12 protein-coding genes are annotated in these 19,155 nt (G+C 42.2%); 11 read left to right on the top strand and 1 reads right to left on the bottom strand.

All coding sequences use genetic code 11. The features are described from left to right. Nucleotides 1-491: 491 nt before the first annotated feature. From ACGF63_RS21165 to ACGF63_RS21120, 10 genes are all read left to right on the top strand, one after another. Nucleotides 492-2,606 (top strand): TonB-dependent receptor, encoded by a 2,115-nt coding sequence (locus tag ACGF63_RS21165; protein ID WP_387633015.1) that lies wholly within the window; start codon nt 492-494, stop codon nt 2,604-2,606. 155 nt (nt 2,607-2,761) lie between these two features. Then, a complete protein-coding gene (locus ACGF63_RS21160) occupies nt 2,762-5,848 on the top strand; it encodes a condensation domain-containing protein (protein WP_387633013.1) in 3,087 nt (1,028 codons plus the stop codon). A 99-nt stretch (nt 5,849-5,947) separates the two neighbouring features. Next, the gene (locus ACGF63_RS21155; RefSeq protein ID WP_081738282.1) at nt 5,948-6,787 is read left to right on the top strand and encodes an ABC transporter ATP-binding protein; all 840 of its coding nucleotides are present in this window, start codon (nt 5,948-5,950) and stop codon (nt 6,785-6,787) included. Nucleotides 6,788-7,109: 322 nt separating this feature from the next. Beyond that, on the top strand, nt 7,110-8,291 hold the full coding sequence (locus ACGF63_RS21150; protein WP_051477481.1) for an isochorismate synthase MenF: 1,182 nt from the start codon (nt 7,110-7,112) through the stop codon (nt 8,289-8,291). Further along, a complete protein-coding gene (locus ACGF63_RS21145; RefSeq protein ID WP_152963071.1) occupies nt 8,288-9,931 on the top strand; it encodes a (2,3-dihydroxybenzoyl)adenylate synthase in 1,644 nt (547 codons plus the stop codon). Before ACGF63_RS21150 ends, ACGF63_RS21145 begins: the two co-directional genes overlap by 4 nt. Then, a complete protein-coding gene (locus ACGF63_RS21140; RefSeq protein WP_036849858.1) occupies nt 9,918-10,793 on the top strand; it encodes an isochorismatase in 876 nt (291 codons plus the stop codon). The genes ACGF63_RS21145 and ACGF63_RS21140 overlap by 14 nt, the downstream gene beginning before the upstream one ends. 1 nt (nt 10,794) lies before the next feature. Then, nucleotides 10,795-11,553, top strand: a complete 759-nt coding sequence (gene dhbA, locus ACGF63_RS21135; RefSeq protein ID WP_036849860.1) for a 2,3-dihydro-2,3-dihydroxybenzoate dehydrogenase — start codon at nt 10,795-10,797, stop codon at nt 11,551-11,553. 231 nt (nt 11,554-11,784) lie between these two features. Continuing rightward, nucleotides 11,785-12,759, top strand: coding sequence for an Rpn family recombination-promoting nuclease/putative transposase (locus ACGF63_RS21130; RefSeq protein WP_387633010.1), 975 nt, complete (start codon nt 11,785-11,787; stop codon nt 12,757-12,759). Between the two features lie 33 nt (nt 12,760-12,792). Next, the gene (locus tag ACGF63_RS21125; protein ID WP_387633008.1) at nt 12,793-12,945 is read left to right on the top strand and encodes a hypothetical protein; all 153 of its coding nucleotides are present in this window, start codon (nt 12,793-12,795) and stop codon (nt 12,943-12,945) included. Nucleotides 12,946-14,013: 1,068 nt separating this feature from the next. After that, a complete protein-coding gene (locus tag ACGF63_RS21120; protein ID WP_387633006.1) occupies nt 14,014-15,027 on the top strand; it encodes a hypothetical protein in 1,014 nt (337 codons plus the stop codon). Between the two features lie 1,278 nt (nt 15,028-16,305). On the opposite strand, the gene ACGF63_RS21115 is transcribed toward ACGF63_RS21120, so the two are convergent. Further along, on the bottom strand, nt 16,306-16,500 hold the full coding sequence (locus ACGF63_RS21115) for a hypothetical protein (protein ID WP_387633005.1): 195 nt from the start codon (nt 16,498-16,500) through the stop codon (nt 16,306-16,308). A gap of 938 nt (nt 16,501-17,438) precedes the next feature. Between ACGF63_RS21115 and ACGF63_RS21110 the strand changes: the two genes are divergently transcribed. After that, on the top strand, nt 17,439-19,055 hold the full coding sequence (locus tag ACGF63_RS21110; RefSeq protein ID WP_387633003.1) for a hypothetical protein: 1,617 nt from the start codon (nt 17,439-17,441) through the stop codon (nt 19,053-19,055). Nucleotides 19,056-19,155: the final 100 nt, after the last annotated feature.

Below are 19,155 nucleotides of genomic sequence, written 5' to 3'. Positions count from 1 at the left end.
CGCCGTTTACGGCGGGGAGCAGTCACCTTGTGCATGATTTCTTTATTTTTCTGGTTTGTTTTTTAAGTCTCAAATTAATTCTATAAAATATAGGGATATACTCTTAGTCAATTTTTTTCTGGCTAAATAACTTCCTAAAACCACATATTTTACCGAGTTATCTTTTATTTTTTTTATTTCTTTAAAATAAAAATTTGTTTTATATGGAAAATTTATTTTTCTGTTGCATTGATCACAGTTAATGATAATGATTTTTATTTACATACAATAATACACCTTGTTATGATAATTATTACTATTTAAGAAATATTACAACAAAGCAACACCGAAGAGTAATAATAACATAAAGAAACTACTCTGCATGAAATTAGCATGGGTTGAATCGCACCATGTTTTTTCCAGACTGGGATCCACCGGTCAGCAATGTCACGATTTAACTCATTTAATTTATTAAAACGATTTCGTGTAAGCTGGCTAAAGGAGAAAAATGAATGAATAGGTTGCACTCAACTCTGCAACATGATGTATCAGAAAAAGAACATACTGAAAAATCGAATTTTGTAGGTATTTTTGGAGCTTTATTTTTTGGTGCCATTGTTCTGACAGGAACTGACGCTATTGCGGCAGAGGAAAAGAACACACAAAGCGCCCAAAAAGGAAATACCAAGGCATCATCATCAGAAGAAGATGTGTTAGTGGTGACAGGAGAGAAAGTCAATCGCTCTATTTACGATAGTGGTTCAAGTGTCGAGGTTTATAATCTTCGCAAAATGAAATCTATTCCTAATCCTGATGTTAACATGTTGCTGCAAATGACGCCGAACGTTGTTGATAATGGTATTAGTAATGCTCTTCCCGCTGTTCGCGGTGTTGATGGTTCAGGCCCTTCACAAGGGGGAATGGCTTTCATTAGTGGGACGCGTCCCAGAATCAACGTCTCTATTGATGGGCGCTCGTTTACCTATAATGAATTAGCTTTCGGCACGCAATCTTTATGGGATATCGAGAGTGTCGAGGTATTTCGTGATCCACAAAGTTATATTCAGGGAAGGAACGCGATTGCAGGCGCTGTGATTATTAAATCACTCGATCCTACCTTTTATTGGGAGAGCGCAATCAAAAGTGGGTTCGCTAATCAGGGCTATCAACAAGTCGCTGCGATGGCTTCCGGTCCTTTGATTGACGAGCAATTGGCCTTCCGTCTTAGTGTCGATCGTCAAAATCGTGATAGCTTTGCTAACCTGGTTTCCTATGATCCTGTTGGCGATCCACACAAAATTGAATCAACAACGGTCCGTGCGAAGCTGCTGTTTGAACCACTGTCCATTCCTGAGTTATCCACCAAATTAACGGTTAACCATCTTGATAGTCGTGCTCCGCAGAACGAAGCATACAATCCAAGGGATACGCTTAATTTAAGGCATGAACTGTTCAGGCCAGTTGTAGAACGAAAAACGACCAGTGGGATCTGGGATATTTCATGGGCTTTGTCAGATACCATTAGTCTGGAAAATAAATTAATTTATACCGATCTTGCTTATCACAGATTAACCTCGTCTAAAATTCCAAAAGCTGATACTGATGGCAAAGAGTTAGAAGTTGAACCTATTATCCGTTTTCAAGGGTTTGATAATAAGCTGAATGGTTTGGTGGGTGTGCGTTATTTCCATGGTAAACAGGATGAGACTATCAATCTTTTCGGGGGCAGCAAGTTTGATGATAAAACGGAAACAGCCTCTGCTTATACTGTCTTGACCTACACGGTTGTTCCTGAAATTGATGTGACTTTATCAAGCCGCTTTGAACGTGAACACAGAACACGTAAAGGGGGAAGCGAAAGTGTAGCCATTGATTTTGATAAAACCTATAACGCTTTTCTGCCTAAAATTGATGTAGCCTGGAAACCGCAGAAAGATCAAACCGTCGGGGTATCTGTTGGTAGAGGTTATAACGCAGGGGGAGCGGGAGTGACCTTTGGCAAGCCTGTCATTAGTTATACCTATGACCCTGAATATGTCTGGAACTACAGTCTTTATACACGTAACAGCCTGCTGGATGGTAAACTGGAACTCACTTCTAATCTTTTCTACAACGATTATAAGGATATGCAGTTGCCTTATTATCTGTCACTCGATTCAACCATGATCCGTAATGCTAATAAGGTTGAAACGTATGGTGCAGAAGTCGGCGCCCGTTGGCTACCGGTCGAAAAACTTGAGTTAAACGCTAATATTGGCTTGCTGAAAACGAAGATTAAAAGCTTCGCGGAGAGTGGTGTTCAGGGTAATGAATTACCTCGGGCGCCGGGATATACCGCAAACCTCTTGGCGAAATATTTACTGACAGAGGATATTGATGTTAGCGGCAATGTTATGTTCTCAGATACTTATTACTCTCAGTATGACAATTCTGCCCGCGGAAAAATCCCAGCATATTGGATAGCTAACCTTCAACTTGGTTATAACTTCAAGTGGGGACGCGCCACATTATTTGCTCAGAATCTGTTTGACTCTGATAAACGTTTATTAGTTCCGGATAATAACGTTAATTCGATAATTTATCAGCGTCCGAGAATGATTGGTGCGACGTTTGAACTGAAGTTCTAAGGCGATTAATTAAGTAACCGGACAGTGGCGTGAAACTTATTCTACCCGACAAAAAATGGAGGGTTGTTGTATGAGTGGGATCACATCTTCTGTCCGAAAAATGGCAAAAGATTAATATGTAGATGTAGCCCTGCGTTGACTGGAGAAGTGGGAATATGGCAAGAGAGTTTAAGCGGATACTGACAGATGATGAAGCATTGCTTTTGGATGAAGTATTCAATGCCCATGCTGATGGTCATTCATCTTCGGAAGCCCAAGAAACTGAAAAGGACTTAACTGAATTTGAAGAGATGATGTGGCTTCATCATCAACAGGATCCTAACGCTTCCGGTCAGTTTGCCTGTGCCTGGTCACTGACAGGAAATATCAACATAGGCCGGCTCATCAGAGCATTAGAGCTTCTTACTAAAGAGATAGTTGGAATTAATGTTAGGTATCGTTTTGATGATGAAGGCGATTTGCGTAAATATTGCGATCCAACTGCGGATTCTCCTATCGAAATTTATCAGATTCAGTCTGATGAAGAAGCGATAAATAGGTTGCTTACGGATCAGTGCAAACCTATCGAGCTTGATGAACATCCACCCGTCAAATTCATGTTGTTTATGAATGGCAAGCGTGGGGTTATTTTGGGTGTGATTGTGCATCATATTCTGAGAGATAGCGTGTCATGGCCGCAAATGTTTACCCTGCTTTCCGATGCCTATAATAATGGCTTGAAGACTATCGGGTTTGGAAGAGAAGATTTATTTAGAAAGGCAATCTCGGCTAAATGGTTATCCAGTGAATCTGGAAAGATTGGCATTCCCTGGCTCTATAAATCCGATACCACCAGGAGCGTGCTAATTAAAGAGATGGGTAAAATCAGTTACCTTGATGATTCTCTTCATCATCGCCTTGTGGGCAGATATCGTACTACGATCAATATTGATGTACTTGCTCCATTTTTACCTGCGGAGAAAACAGCATATTCAGCATTGGCAACAGTAGCAGCATTATTTGGTTGCTATATTGCAATGATAGGTTCTCATTTAGACGTGAATATCAGTGTATCGTGCGACCCAGAATATACACATGATGAACTCAACAGCCCATTTTTCTACTCAGAATTAATGTCGTTGCGTGTGTGCCAAGATGACAGAAGCCTGGATAAAATAATTGCCGATATTGAAAGGCAGATAGAAAGTGGCAATCTACAAATGGGTAATGAGGTAGAGTACGGGCATGACAGCCCACATATCCTTGTGACTTGGCTTAATCAATCCCAATCATCACTCAGGTTGAATGATGCAATGGTTGAGTTATTACCTATTCCACCGTTGAACGCGCATTTTGATATTTCGCTGGCTGCCGGAAATGTCAATGAGGGGCAATGGTTTTTTGAATTAATCACAGGCTCGTCAATATCCCCACATATTGGCGCATTTCTGTTAGAAGGTTTTGGCACATTTATTCATGAACAAAATGTCACTATTGCGCCAAAACTTATGTCTGTTTTTCTGCCTCCAACGAAGAAAAAACATGAAGATATCAGTGATACAGCATTTATTATCGCCAAACAGCAAAAAGAGCATGAAGCAACTGACAAAAGCGATAGCTATCGTAAAATAGCCAATATTATCCTGAATGAATTCAGACAAGCGCTTTCTTCACCGGAAATGACAGCCAGTGATGACTTTTTCGATCTTGGCGGGCATTCACTCATTGCCACCCGCGTGATAGGCAGATTACTGAGCTTACATAATATAGAAATCCATATTAACCATCTCTTTAGTTATCCGACGGCGTTGAAACTTGCCGAATATGCGCAATGTCATGATCCTATTGATGAAAATAAAGATGAATTGAGCGAAGAACAATCTAAAGAAGATATTTCGGCTGTCGCACCTTTATCCCTTGCGCAAAAATCTCTATGGAAAGCGTATGCGGCATTTGATTTCAACGATATCTTCAACTTACCTTTTATTTTAAAATTTTCTGCAATTATTAATGAGCAGGTACTTAAGCAAGCTTTTTTTGATGTACTGCAAAGACATTCTGTATTACGTAGCCTATTTTATCAGGAAGAGGGCGAAGTCTATCAACGTGTCGTTCCAATGAAGGATTTATCGGATTATCAGTGGTTTTGGGGTTCATATGAATATGGTTCCCTTTCCTCAGAAGAAATATTAAAAAAAGAGGGGAAATATCAGTTTGATCTATCTGAAGAACTGCCTTTGCGCATTAAATTTGTCACTGATAACGCCTCAGGGCAGCAGTTTTTATCCCTGTTATTTCATCATGTGGCACTTGATGAGTGGTCTGTTACTTTGCTCATAGAAGAGCTGAAACATGCCTATAAATACAGATTGATAAATGAGACGCCAACATGGCAAGAGCAACCCTTACCCTTCCTTCAATATGCAATCAGGCAAAATAATGAGGGAATGAATCAGTCTCATCTTGATTATTGGGTTAATAATTTACGGGGCGCGCCAAGCGGAGAGCCCATTTTTAAAAATGCGGCCAGCGAGTTATCTGGGCAGGCGAATTCCTGTGAAGGCATTGAGTTTGAGATTGAAAAAGTGGTGGCTCAAGGCTTGCAGTCACTTGCCAGAAAAAATGGCGCTTCATTCTTTAATATTCTTTACGCCAGTATTGTTGCGTCGCTCAATTTACTGGGGGCAACCGATGATCTTATTGTGGGAACATCAGCTTCCGGGCGTGATGATGCGAGCTTCTTTGACACTGTCGGTTATTTCACCACGGTTGTGATACACAGGGTTCGCTTTACTGAACAGATGACATTTACTGATCTGATCACTCAGGTTAAGAACAACATCAATGACTCGTTGCCTTATACCGATATCCCCGTTGATCTGATTGAAGAAGCCTTATCAGGCCACACAGATCAAGGAAAAGATCATTTATTCGAGGTATATATTCAGTTACATGCAAAAAATAGTTTGAGCGGTGAGTTCCATATGCTGGATGGAAGCCATATTGCATTTCAGCAGATTGTTTTAGAAAAGCAGGAATCGCTACTGGGGCTTCACTTTGAAATTATGGAAGAGATGATTGCAGGTGAAGAAATGGTACGCGTTTTATTTAATTATCGTTCAGATCGTTATAGTGCGGCTCAAATCTCTCAAATATCAGAGGCTATCAATGGCATTTTGGCGCTGTTTGCAAAAACACAGGATAGCAATATACCGCTTAAGGCGATCTTGCCAAGATTATCCGAGTGCATGGATACCCTTTGAATATCAGGGTTTCTATGCAACATTGAATAATCCTCTTGCAGTCTGCATTGATATGAATATTGATGCAGACTGATTGATAACGTTTTTGTGAGAGAATTGATGGCAACGCTAACGCTAGAACATAATAACCAATGTGTTTTATCACCTTGTCGCTTGAGTGTGGAAGAATTGCGCCTGGGTTACGGTGAACATATCGTCTGTGATGAACTGAATCTGCGTATCCCTGATGGTCGTTTTACCGTGATTATCGGTCCTAATGGTTGTGGTAAATCCACGCTGTTGAGAAGTTTATGTCGTCTGCTGCGCCCGGAATATGGCAGGGTTTGCCTTGATGGTCATGATATTCACACGATACCAACCCGTGCTTTGGCTCGTCAGCTGGGATTATTACCGCAAAGCGTGCAGGCTCCTCAGGGGATCAAAGTTGTGGATTTAGTTGCGCGCGGGCGTTTTCCTCATCAGCGGTTATTACGTCAATGGAGTCATGAGGATTATGAAGCGGTGCGCCAGGCAATGAATGCGACCGGTGTAACCGAGCTTGCTGAATGCGTTGTTGACGAACTTTCAGGTGGGCAGCGTCAACGGGTTTGGGTTGCTATGGTGCTGGCTCAACAAACGCCATTGTTACTGCTTGATGAACCGACAACCTATCTTGATATTGCTCATCAAATTGAGTTGCTTGAGTTGTTTTGTCACCTTAATCAAGGATCCGGATATACGCTCATTGCTGTACTTCATGATTTGAATCAGGCTTGCCGATATGCAGATCATTTGATTGTGATGGCGGGGGGACGGATTGTGGTGGAAGGGGCACCTGGTGAGATCATTACGACAACATTAGTCTCTGAGGTTTTTGGCCTCGATTGTGTCATTATTGATGATCCCGTCAGCCATACTCCCTTAATTATTCCGCAGGGACGGCGTTTTACAAAGGGATAGATATGATTTTTAAATGTATTTTTTAATAACATTGATAATTATTATTATTAAAATAATATGAATATCGTTGAGATATGCCTGATAGATTCAATCAACCACTTTTAAGATCAGGCAGAATAACAGGATGGTACGAAATGAGATCTCTAAATGGAATAAGGGAGAAATGTTTTAAAAATATAAATTTTTATAAAATTAAATCATATCGAAATTTTATTATTGGTAATTTAAGTCATCGTTTTATTTATAGCAAGTGATGCAAAGTTATGTCGAGACAAGAATTCCATTTTCGTGATCACACGATTAACAGATAGAGGTAAAACTTGTGCCAGATCTATATAGAAATACTTTGCTGACTGGTTTTAATGATCTTAATAATAAGGATTTTCTGTTTCTTTCATCCAGTAAAAGTCTGTTGGCGCAGGGGCAATATGCAATTGTGTCAAAGCCACTTGATGATGCAGCAAATCCTGATAGCCTGATTCAGCAAGAAATACGTCAATTATTCCAGCAAGCGAAGAGAGATGGGATTGAAAATCCTGTTCTGGTGGGGGCAATTCCATTCGATAAACAGCAAAATGCGGCACTTTTTGTCCCTGAACAATGCAATTGGTTCCAAAGAAAGCAGTTTCCCACGCTTATTTCCAATTCAACTTATACAGAAAAAAGACGCACCCAGTGGCCTGATAAAGCACACTTTAGCCAGATGGTGAACACTGCCGTTGATGCAATGCGTAATCATAGACTAGATAAAATTGTCCTTTCGCGGTTACTCGACATCGAAACCCATCAGCCATTAGATTCAATTCAATTATTACGACATCTAAATCAGCAAAATAGTTGGAGTTATAATTTCCATGTTCCGTTGCAAAATGGGGCATTGATTGGTGCGAGTCCAGAATTATTAGTACGTAAACAGGGCAATACTATCTTTTCTCAGCCGCTGGCAGGTTCAGCAAAGCGCAGTGAAAACCAGCAAGAAGATTACAAATTGCGTCAGGCGCTTATTCAGTCCGTCAAAGATAATTATGAACATCGGTTAGTGACCGATATGATGAGAAACGTACTCGAAAGCCGTTGTCAAAAACTACATATCTCTGAAATGCCTTCCACCATCAGCACGCCTGTACTTTGGCACCTTGCCACCGATATCGAGGGAGAGCTGAAGGCGCCACAGGAAAATGCACTTTCTATTGCTTGCCTGCTTCATCCTACTCCGGCCCTTTGCGGCACACCGTATCAGACCGCGAAAAACCTAATTGAGGAATTAGAGCCGTTTAAACGAAACCTCTTTGGCGGCATTGTGGGGTGGTGTGACGAGAAAGGGAACGGTGAATGGGTGGTGACTATCCGTTGTGGTGAAGTAAATGGCTCGCGGGTAAGACTGTTTGCGGGAGCAGGCATTGTGCCTGATTCGAAACCAGAGTCAGAGTGGCAGGAAACAGAGGTTAAGTTTTCAACGATGATGCGTGCATTCGAGTTTTCACAGGAGGCATGCCCGGCATGATAGTTGAATTTAATCGTTGGCCAAAAGCGCTGGAACAGCGCTATCGTCAACTTGGTTATTGGATAGATCTCCCGCTTAGCGACATTTTTACCCGTCAGTCAAACAACGGGAAAATTGCGCTTATCTGTGGAGATCGTCAGTTCAGCTATGCTGAACTTAATCTGCTGGTGGATAGTTTAGCCGCAGCATTACAACGACAAGGCGTTAAACGAGGACAAACCGCCTTAGTTCAATTGGGGAATGAGGCCGAGTTTTATATTGTTTTCTTTGCCTTATTACGGCTTGGGGTAGTTCCGGTTAACGCTATATATAGCCATCAGCGTAGTGAACTTTGTGCTTATGCTGATCAGATTAACCCCGCATTGTTAATTGCCGATCGCAACCATTCCTTGTTTAGCGACGACAATTTTATTGATGAACTCAGAGCCTGTACGCCGTCTTTGAGTCACGTTGTCTTACGTGGTGATAATGACAGTATTTTGGATTTTGAGACACTATTGGCAGAAGGTGCTGGTGATTTTATCGCTGATCCAACACCGGCTGATGAAGTTGCATTTTTCCAATTGTCGGGGGGGAGTACGGGGACACCTAAACTTATTCCCCGAACGCATAATGATTATTACTACAGTATTCGCGCCAGTGCGGAAATTTGTCAGTTTAATGCTGAAACTCGCTATTTATGTGCACTTCCTGCTGCGCATAACTTTCCTATGAGCTCACCGGGGGCATTAGGGGCGTTTTACAGCGGAGGGCAGGTCATTTTAGCGAATAACCCCAGTGCTGATTGTTGTTTTCCGCTTATCCAACAACATCAGGTGAATGTTACTGCATTGATACCGCCGGCAGTCAGTGTATGGCTTGAGGTGATAGCACTTAGTGGTAACCGTGATGCACTAAAAAGCTTGCGACTGCTACAGGTCGGTGGGGCAAGGTTAAGCGAGAGCCTGGCAAGACGTATTCCAAAAGCGATGGGTTGCCAGTTACAACAAGTTTTCGGTATGGCTGAAGGATTAGTCAACTATACCCGGCTGGATGATGACGAACAGCATATTTTTACGACACAAGGCTGCCCGACCAGTCAGGATGATGAAGTTTGGGTTGCTGATAATGATGGCAATCCTGTTCCTCCCGGCGTCGCTGGCCGGTTGATGACTCAGGGGCCTTATACCTTCCGCGGATATTACCGCAGTCCACAGCATAATCAGCAATGTTTTGATAGTAATGGATTCTACTGTTCTGGTGATCTCGTCATCATGGCACCTGATGGTTATTTACAAGTCGTGGGGCGTGAAAAAGATCAAATCAATCGCGGTGGGGAAAAAATTGCGGCTGAGGAAATTGAGAATCTGCTGCTTCGGCACCCTGATGTCATTTATGCTGCGCTGGTCGCTATTCCTGATCCGCTAATGGGTGAAAAAAGCTGTGCTTTTGTCGTATTACGAAAACCGATAAAAGCCGTAGTCTTACGGCGTTATCTGCGTGAGCAGGGAATAGCAGATTATAAATTGCCTGACCGGTTTGAACCTGTTCCCTCACTGCCGATAACACCTGTCGGAAAAATAGACAAAAAACAATTACGTCAACTTACTAAACAATTTGTTCAGCCATCACTCGTTGGAGAAAGAAATGAGCATTCCTAAACTTAATAGTTATGACTTACCCGTGGCAGAAGGACTGCCGACAAACAAGGTCAATTGGTCGTTGGATAAAAATCGGGCTGCATTATTAATTCATGATATGCAAAATTACTTTCTTAACTTCTGGGAAGAAAATAGTCCATTAATTAATCAAGTCGTGACTAATATTGCCAGGCTGATAGAAATCTGTCGGGAAAATGGAATACCGGTATTTTATTCCGCTCAACCTAACCAGCAAAGTGATGAGGAGAGGGCGCTGTTAAATGATATGTGGGGACCGGGGCTGAACTGCCACCCTGAACTGCAAAAAATTACCGATGCGCTCGCACCTCAGGCTGGTGATATTGTCATGGATAAATGGCGATACAGCGCATTTCAGCGCACTGATTTTGAGCAACAGCTCAAAATAGCTGGGCGTGATCAACTTATTATTTGTGGCGTTTATGCACATATTGGCTGTCTAATGACAGCGACTGACGCGTTCATGCGTGATATACAGCCTTTTATGGTTGCGGATGCTTTAGCCGATTTCAGTTATGAAGAACATATGATGGCGCTTAAATATACCGCTGGGCGCTGTGGACGTGTGGAGACTACCGAGCAGCTTCTTGTTGCCTTAGACGTAAAACAAGTGCAATGGAATAAAACTCGCCTCAAAGCGTTATTACTGCCTTTATTAGATGAGGATAGCGACGATATTGGTGATGATGAGAACTTGCTCGATTATGGGCTGGATTCTGTGCGCATTATGTCTCTTATTTCCCATTGGCGTCAGCAAGGATATGAAATGGATTTCATTTCGTTAATGAAAAATCCAACAATAAATGGTTGGATGACATTATTCACTGAGCGTCAGGGAGCCTGAAATGAGTATTGCGCTTGATTTTAGCGATAAAATTGTCTGGATAACGGGTGCCGGTAGCGGTATTGGTTATCAGACGGCTTATCGTTTTCAGCAAGCAGGCGCGAAGGTAATTGGGTTTGACATCACGTTCCCTGAGGGGGATTTGCCTTTTACGCCGTATTTGCTTGATATCAGCGATCCTATTGCCGTTTCGCGCTGTTGTGAACAACTCCTTGCACAACAACCGCAACTTGATGTGCTGGTGAATGGAGCAGGGATCTTACGCCTTGGTGTTGCTGAAGAGATAACGTTTGAAGATTGGCAACAGTGCTTGTCTGTCAATGCGGGAGGGGCATTCAACCTATTTCAGGCGACTATTCTCCAGTTCCAACGCCAAAAGGCGGGGGCAATTGTCACTATTGCGTCAAATGCGGCTCATGTTCCTCGTGTTGGCATGTCGGCCTATTGCGCATCTAAAGCAGCATTGCGTAGTCTCTGCCTGAGTGTTGGGCTGGAATTAGCACCTTATGGCGTTCGTTGTAATCTTATTTCACCAGGATCGACAGATACGCCAATGCAGCGTGGTATGTGGCAAACAGAAGCGTCTAAACAGCAAGTCATTCAGGGGTTTTCTGAATTGTTTAAACTTGGTATCCCACTAGGGAAGATAGCGACGCCAACAGAAATTGCTGATGCGGTCTTGTTTATGGCCTCTGATCTCGCAAGTCATATTACTTTACAAGATATTGTCATTGATGGTGGTGCAACGCTTGGTGCTTAATCGCCTGTTATGATGAATAAAGCGCTGTATTAGAGATTGCTGGAAATGAAAATACCTTTTTATTTCCAGCACTTGAAATATCTAGATAACCTGAACTTCGCTTAAGAAGGAAATTAAAGTACCTGAGATACGATCAAAGTTTTTGTCAAAGAAAATTCAAGACATTTCAGTCTGCTCGGTTTTTTGCTTAATATTCCTTCAATATAAAAGAAAATATGCTACCATTCACCGATGAAGAGAAAAAATACACCAACGCCACATGACGCTGTTTTTAAACAGTTTTTAAGTCATATTGATACCGCCAGAGACTTCCTGGAGATTCATTTGCCTGCGACATTACGGGCAGTTTGTGATCTGGATACATTGCGGTTGGAATCAGGGTCGTTTATTGAAGACAATCTGCGTGCGCATTATTCTGATATCCTGTATTCGCTAAAAACAGCGCAGGGTGACGGATACGTATATTGCGTGATTGAGCATCAGAGTTCCCCGGACAAGATGATGGCATTCCGGCTGATGCGATACGGTATTTCCGCGATGCAACGGCATCTGGAGCAGGGACATGAAAAATTACCGTTGGTCATTCCGGTATTGTTCTATCATGGGAAAATACAGCCGTATCCGTGGAGTACCCATTGGCTCGATTGCTTCGATGATCCAGCCCTAGCGAAGGAAGTCTATTCCGGTGCATTCCCGCTGGTAGATGTGACGGTAATTTCGGATGATGAAATCCTGACGCACAAACGGGTTGCGCTACTGGAAATGGTGCAAAAACATATCCGGCAGCGTGATATGGCGGAGTTGCTGCAAGAATTGGTTACGCTGCTGACGTATGATTACTATACGGATGAGCAGTTAAAAAGCGTGCTAAACTACTTATTACAGGCGGGAGATACCGCCGATCCAGAGGGTTTTATCCGGCGACTGGCAGAACAGTCCCCGAGGTATGAGGAGGTACTGATGACAATAGCGCAGAAACTGGAGCAGAAAGGACGTCAGGAGGGACGTCAGGAAGGACTCCTGGAAGGGCTCCAGGAAGGACGTCAGGAAGGGCGCCAGGAAGGACGTCAGGAAGGACGTCAGGAAGGGCACCAAGAGGCAACTTTAAAAATTGCTCATGCATTGCTGAATAGTGGAATCGACCGTGAAACGGTGATGAAAACCACCGGTCTGAGCAAGAACGAACTTGAGCAAATACGCCACTAACTCGTACTGAGAGTTCTTAATCAGCATTCAACGATGCATGTTAAAAGAGGATCTTACGGTGACTGTCAGACCAGTCACCGAAGTATGAGTATCGACCGTGAAACGGTGATGAAAATTACCGGGTTGAGCCAGAGTGAACTTGAACAAATGTCCGACAAACTTACTGTTGATACGTTATCGGCATAATGCGTGAGTAAATGCACGAAACGTATAAAAGAAGCGGTACATTTACATTACAAGCGATAAGACCGAGTCTGAATCTACGTGCTTCTGAATAATTGCATTTATTGAGTTAAATCCGCCTTGGATTTAAAAGCTTTAGTGCCTCTGTGTAAATAATAGTGGGATCCTGCCCTGAGTTTTATGATGGGCAGGTTTTAAACTGCCATTTTTCTAACTTATGATTTTAATCGGTATGAAGTTTTAACCGTTGCTTTTTTTATTACTTTTAACCTCCGTTTTATAGAACATTCATGAATTAGAATCTGTGTTTTTTAATGTCGGTCGGCAAACTGTTCGCTTTCGTAAAGATTATTAATTGTTTTTAATGCAATTAAAATAATCATGATAAAAATATATTTTCAAATATAATAAAGATGAAACCTTAAAACAGCAAAACAGTTCATTAATAATTTATTATTTTTAAATAACCGTATGTAAAAATATATATAAACAGAAGAGGTTTTATAATGTAGTATCACATTTATTTGACACTTTATGGCTCATATACCCAATGGATTTCAAGATGCATCGCGACGGCAAGGGAGCGAATCTCCGGGAGCATAGATAACTATGTGATCGGGGTGAGTGAGTGCAGCCAACAAAGAGGCAACTTGAAAGATAACGGGTATAAACCAGTATCAAATAGAATATTCATTATTTCTCTAAAAATAAAAGTGAGAATATTAACTCAACAAATTAAATATCTTGCTTATTAAATAAATACTCAGTGAATCTGAAAAATTATTTCTAACGAGGATATATATGCAAGAAGAATCTATTAATATACCAAATCCAGATAATGCCGAGTTTTCTGTTACAAATGAGCTAGGCTGTGTCCCTTAACTGTCTGCACAGTGAAAAACCATGCAGTTTTCTCGGTGATTGATAGCAAAAATGTAGATTAATGGTTCAAAAAATGAACGGAATTGACGTTTTCTCTTCACCTTCAGCCAGTCCAAATGAATTGCGGGACACAACCTAATACAGCTAAAAACCGAAAACTCATCTATCTCGATGTCCAGCATTGCCTCAGTGACTAACAAACCCGCTGTTTCTCGTAATTTGGACGGTCGATTGGAAGTATTCGTGCGTGGTGCTGATAACGCGCTCTGGCACATCTGGCAAACCGCTCCCAATTCCGATTGGTCAAACTGGCAATCTTTAGGGAACACCATTACCAGTAACCCTGCCGTATATGCTAACGCCGATGGTCGCCTTGAAGTCTTTGCCCGTGGTGCTGATAACGCGCTCTGGCACATCTGGCAAACCGCGCCCAATTCCGGCTGGTCAGACTGGCAATCTTTAGGGAGCACAATTACCAGTGACCCTGCCGTATATGTTAACGCCGATGGTCGCCTTGAAGTCTTTGCCCGCGGTACCGATAGCGCGCTCTGGCACATCTGGCAAACCGCGCCCAATTCCGGCTGGTCAGGCTGGCAATCTTTAGGAAGCACAATTACCAGCAACCCTGCCGTATATGCCAACGCCGATGGTCGCCTTGAAGTCTTTGCCCGCGGCGCCGATAACTCCCTCTGGCACATCTGGCAAACCGCGCCCAATTCCGGCTGGTCAGACTGGCAATCTTTAGGGAACACAATTACTAGCAACCCTGCCGTATATGCCAACGCCGATGGTCGCCTTGAAGTCTTTGCCCGCGGCGCCGATAACGCCCTCTGGCACATCTGGCAAACCGCGCCCAATTCCGGCTGGTCAGACTGGCAATCTTTAAGGAACACAATTACTAGCAACCCTGCCGTATATGCCAACGCCGATGGTCGCCTTGAAGTCTTTGCCCGCGGCGCCGATAACGCCCTCTGGCACATCTGGCACATCTGGCAAATCGCTCCCAATTCCGGCTGGTCAGACTACTGGCAATCTTTAGGGAACGTAATTGCCAGTGACCCTGCCGTATATGCTAACGCCGATGGTCGTCTTGAAGTCTTTGCTCGCGGCGCCGATAAAGCGCTCTGGCACATCTGGCAGAAGGTAGCATCCTGTTCATGGTCTAGTTCATGGTCTAGCTGGACATCCCTTGGGGCACCTTGAGCGACGCTTAAACAATGAAATAATCTGTCAAGCTCAGCTCCGCACAAGACATACATAATTTTTTGGCCTGATGCATTAGAGAAAACATTGACTACTCTGCATCAGGCCAGTAGTAGCTCATTGACTGAAATCAACCCAGTTCTCAACAAACAAACCAAGCATTCGCTCAAACTCGCGTATGTTGTTGATGAAAAAGATATAGTTTTGTCTATCTAATGTAGGCTCTTAGTCAAATATACCCAAAAGGCAATTTCAAATAAAACCTCTGTTTTTTGTTAAGTTTAATCATCATGGTATATCGTGTTTTACGTTTAATCATACTCGTTTTTTATCTTTACTGATGCTGTTTTACTGGTAATTCTGAACAGTTTTTATAAGTCAACATCATTTTTTTATCTTTATAAATCAACCCGTAAATATTTTGATGGTTTTTAATGGTTGCACTCCATTATTACTATAGAGATATTATTTATTTGGTTATTCAAAGCACAGTTTTAAATAAAAAATTTTTAGCAATGGATTTATTTTATACTTGGATGTTTTTTCACAGTTTTATGGTTTTTGTCTTGTCTTTAATAAAATGGCTATTTTAGAGTAATAAATGGTATGTGTATTTAGTGAATATCATTTTGAAAAGGTTTGGGTTGTCAAAATAAAATCGTTTATTTATTAAAATAGGATTTTAACTTAACTTCATCAACCTATATCTGTTTAAATCGAGCGGTAAATTAATTTAATAACGATTTATTACACTAACAATAGTGAAAATTATCGAGGATTAATCAGCCTGAAAGGTTATAATGATTAAATGGGTATTTAAGCGTTAAATTACATTAACGGTATAAAAAGAGGAATGATCTTTAAACCGTAGAAAGGTAATGTTATTGGATCGGATAAAGTAGTATAAAATAATTTTTAATTGGCGTGTTTAATGTATCGCGGTGTTGCATGGTAAATGCAACATAATAACGTTGAAAATAATTTACAGGGTCTATTAGGTTAAATCATTTATTTGCGGATTTTGTTATTCATATTCTTTACTGGGCATATAATCATTAATTAAGCCAATTATTTTTCTCATTTTTCATTGATGGTTTTATGATGGACAGGTTTTAAGCTGTTATTAAAAATCATTTTTTTACCTCTGGTTTTAATAGGTATAATAAGATTTTAATCGTTGTTTTCACTACTTTTAACACTTGTTTTTTATTAAGTTTAATCATCATAGGCTATCGTATTTTACGTTTAATCAACGCTAATCATACCCACTTTTTATCTTTACTGACTCTGTCTTACCAGCAATTTTAATAAGTCAACACCCTTTATCTTATCTTCATAAATCAGCAAGTAAATAGCCTGATGATATAAAAATACCTCTTTCTGTTTTTCCGGATAATCAGTCCCTTTTTCAGGGTTTAAAACCTGCCACATTAACCGTATTATCCCTTTTTTTATTGTATTGATTTTATTCATAAAATGACCGGCGAGAAAGCGCTTTAATATTTATCTGTTCGGATAATATTCTTTTACGTGCGGATTTTTTAACTCGCTATTAATGGTTAATGATTTTCGATTAAATGCAATTCACTTTTCTTCTGAAAAGTTGTGTTTATTGAATTAAATCAGATCTGGATATAAAAGCTTTAATATCTCTATATTATTGTTTTTAAATGATTATGGCAGGTTAAGTAAATATAAAATAAATGAAGTATAGAATCGCTGATAAATAAATTAAATATGATTGGGTAAACAAAGTGGAATCCCGTCCGGCATATTAATTGATAGTTATTTTGTACAACTTAATTTGGTCTGGACGACATTGATCTACCGGTGTAAGAGTTACGGACATTCCGATGAATGTCTGTTGATTCTTTCGCGTCTTGTAATAAGACATAAGTATTTCTACCCTACTGTTTCATTGAAACAACTTCGCATTGAGATAGTGCATTGATTTTAGCCGGTTACAGGAAGATATCAACGGGTTGTGCATTTGCTGGTCGCCTATCCGCCGAAACGGGCAGTAAGCGTCATTTTATGTCAAAACTAAGTAGAAATGCCCTCCTGTTAGTTAAATTGAAATGTCCAGACTGCCGCCAGGCGAGTTTTTTGAGTTTCATCTCCGCAACTGACCTGCCATTGATTGCTTTTGGCGTTTTTCGCATTTTACGGGTGGGTAAGATTTATTGAGAATGGCTAGGGTTAAGGAAAGGTTAAGTATTTTTATAAATATTAGAACTATGTTTAAGATTGGTCACAGTAATAGGATTAAGATGGCTGAAGTGTTAATTGGGAGAGAGCACCACAGGTGCTATAACCCATAAGAAAATGTGATGTATAATTTGAAGTTCAACGCTCCGATCTTGAATTTCGGGATTGGAAATTCGCAATCTAACACAAATACAGGCCTAACTATGAATCCGCTTGATCATATAGTTCCCATGCGAAAGGAAGAACTGCACCACGTCCCTGCTGCACAGAGCACGCTGAACCGTTTTGCTGGTGCCACGATTCCACAACACCCGTGGATGGCTCTAAACGACTTCGGAAGCCCGCATCAGGACAGTTGGTGTTCCGAGTCCGTGTCGCTCAACGGCCCCATTAACAATAAAGGGGACGCATACGACAATCTTCTGCTTATCGAGCAGTACAATCCTTTCGGATACACGCCGAACATGGTTTGTAATAGCAATAATCAAATGGTGGGTGTTTCGCTGGATTACTCCTCATCTCAGTTCTGGGTGGTGGTGTTCGACGAGAACTGCAACATCATTTCAGCCACGCCCGCGGGCAAGCGTTCCGGTAGTACCTTCGGCGGCGGCTATTTCTACATGGACAACAACGACAACACAATTGTTGTACAGGACAACCGGATCGTCAGCTATCCAACAGCGGATGTGCTGCCGAATGAGAGTGAGATTTATCCGCTTACACCGAACTGGTTGAGCGCCGATATCATTGAGCTGGTCACCGGCTCAGCGGAGGGCAATTCCCTCTACTCGTCGCTTCCGGTTTGGGATGAACAGAGTCCGAATCTCTACTGGTGCCTGATTGCCGGTGAGTACGACTTCCAGAACTACCCGAATAGTACACTCAGTTCTCCGGCATGGATGGCGGTTGTGCAAATTGAGAACGATGGCAGCACGACGCTGATCAGCGCGAAGGAGCTGGAAAGACAGTGGAATAACAATACGTTCGCTGTTGATGAGAACGGGGCTTACATTGTCACCAATGGTATCGACAACGATGGCGCCTGTACGGAAGGGTATCTCTGGGCGTTCGGTCTGGAGGGGAATGACATCGTCGTTCGTTGGAAGACGGCCTATCAGAATGCTGGATACCGAAAGCCGGGTCAGACGAATATCGGTTCGGGGACCACGCCGACGCTCACCAAAATGGAGGACGGGACTGAACTGGTGGGAATCACCGACAATGCTGACCCTCGCTTGAACGTGCTGGTCTGTAACCGCGCGGACGGAAGTGTCATTTCCGAGCCCCCTTGCTTTTTGGAGAAGAGGAGCGCCGACGAAGCCTCGCTGATCGGTGTCGGTGATACCTTCGTGGTCGAAAATAATTTCGGCCATTATCCAACGTGGCCGTTCTCACAGCTGGTTCCGAATGGTACCGGCATGGAGATGATCCGCATTGACCCTACAAATACCGAACAACCTGATGAAAAGATATGGTCTCTGCCGGACGTTCACTTTTACGCGATGAACATGCTCTGTCGTGGAAGCGGTATCATCTTCGCGCATACCTGTAACTGGTCTGAAGACATCTCGGCATCAAAGGGCGGAATGTACTATATCAGCGCGATCGACTCCTTCGACGGCCGGGTGATTTGGCAGATTCCTCTTGGCAGAGGTGTGAACTATTGTCATGAGTACGGTGGCATTTATTTTAATAGGAATGGCGACCTTTACATTGGCACCAACCAATATCTGGTTGCCATTAAGGTTTTCCAAAATCGTTCCCAAAATCTGAAGGAACGGGTTGCTGAAATCGAAAAGAAAATCGGTACGAATGACTGAGACGATTGCATCAACTACCCGGTTGCCACGTCGGCAGCAGTAAGCGCTTTGATGACGGTGTCATGTGCGTTTCTGACCGCAGGTGTTGGTTAGCAAGACC

It is taken from the genome of Photorhabdus sp. RM322S (genome assembly GCF_042879395.1).
Taxonomy (GTDB): domain Bacteria; phylum Pseudomonadota; class Gammaproteobacteria; order Enterobacterales; family Enterobacteriaceae; genus Photorhabdus; species Photorhabdus khanii.
The sequence above is the reverse complement of the archived record's forward strand: the minus strand, read 5'-3'. Positions and strand labels throughout refer to the sequence as shown.

Excerpts from the sequence above, each read along its gene's own strand:
- ACGF63_RS21165 (WP_387633015.1), top strand. The coding sequence starts at position 492 with ATGAATAGGTTGCACTCAACTCTGCAACATGATGTATCAGAAAAAGAA.
- ACGF63_RS21160 (WP_387633013.1), top strand. The coding sequence starts at position 2,762 with ATGGCAAGAGAGTTTAAGCGGATACTGACAGATGATGAAGCATTGCTT.
- ACGF63_RS21155 (WP_081738282.1), top strand. The coding sequence starts at position 5,948 with ATGGCAACGCTAACGCTAGAACATAATAACCAATGTGTTTTATCACCT.
- ACGF63_RS21145 (WP_152963071.1), top strand. The coding sequence starts at position 8,288 with ATGATAGTTGAATTTAATCGTTGGCCAAAAGCGCTGGAACAGCGCTAT.
- ACGF63_RS21140 (WP_036849858.1), top strand. The coding sequence starts at position 9,918 with ATGAGCATTCCTAAACTTAATAGTTATGACTTACCCGTGGCAGAAGGA.
- dhbA (WP_036849860.1), top strand. The coding sequence starts at position 10,795 with ATGAGTATTGCGCTTGATTTTAGCGATAAAATTGTCTGGATAACGGGT.
- ACGF63_RS21130 (WP_387633010.1), top strand. The coding sequence starts at position 11,785 with ATGAAGAGAAAAAATACACCAACGCCACATGACGCTGTTTTTAAACAG.
- ACGF63_RS21125 (WP_387633008.1), top strand. The coding sequence starts at position 12,793 with ATGCATGTTAAAAGAGGATCTTACGGTGACTGTCAGACCAGTCACCGA.
- ACGF63_RS21115 (WP_387633005.1), bottom strand. The coding sequence starts at position 16,500 with ATGAATAAAATCAATACAATAAAAAAAGGGATAATACGGTTAATGTGG.
- ACGF63_RS21110 (WP_387633003.1), top strand. The coding sequence starts at position 17,439 with ATGAATCCGCTTGATCATATAGTTCCCATGCGAAAGGAAGAACTGCAC.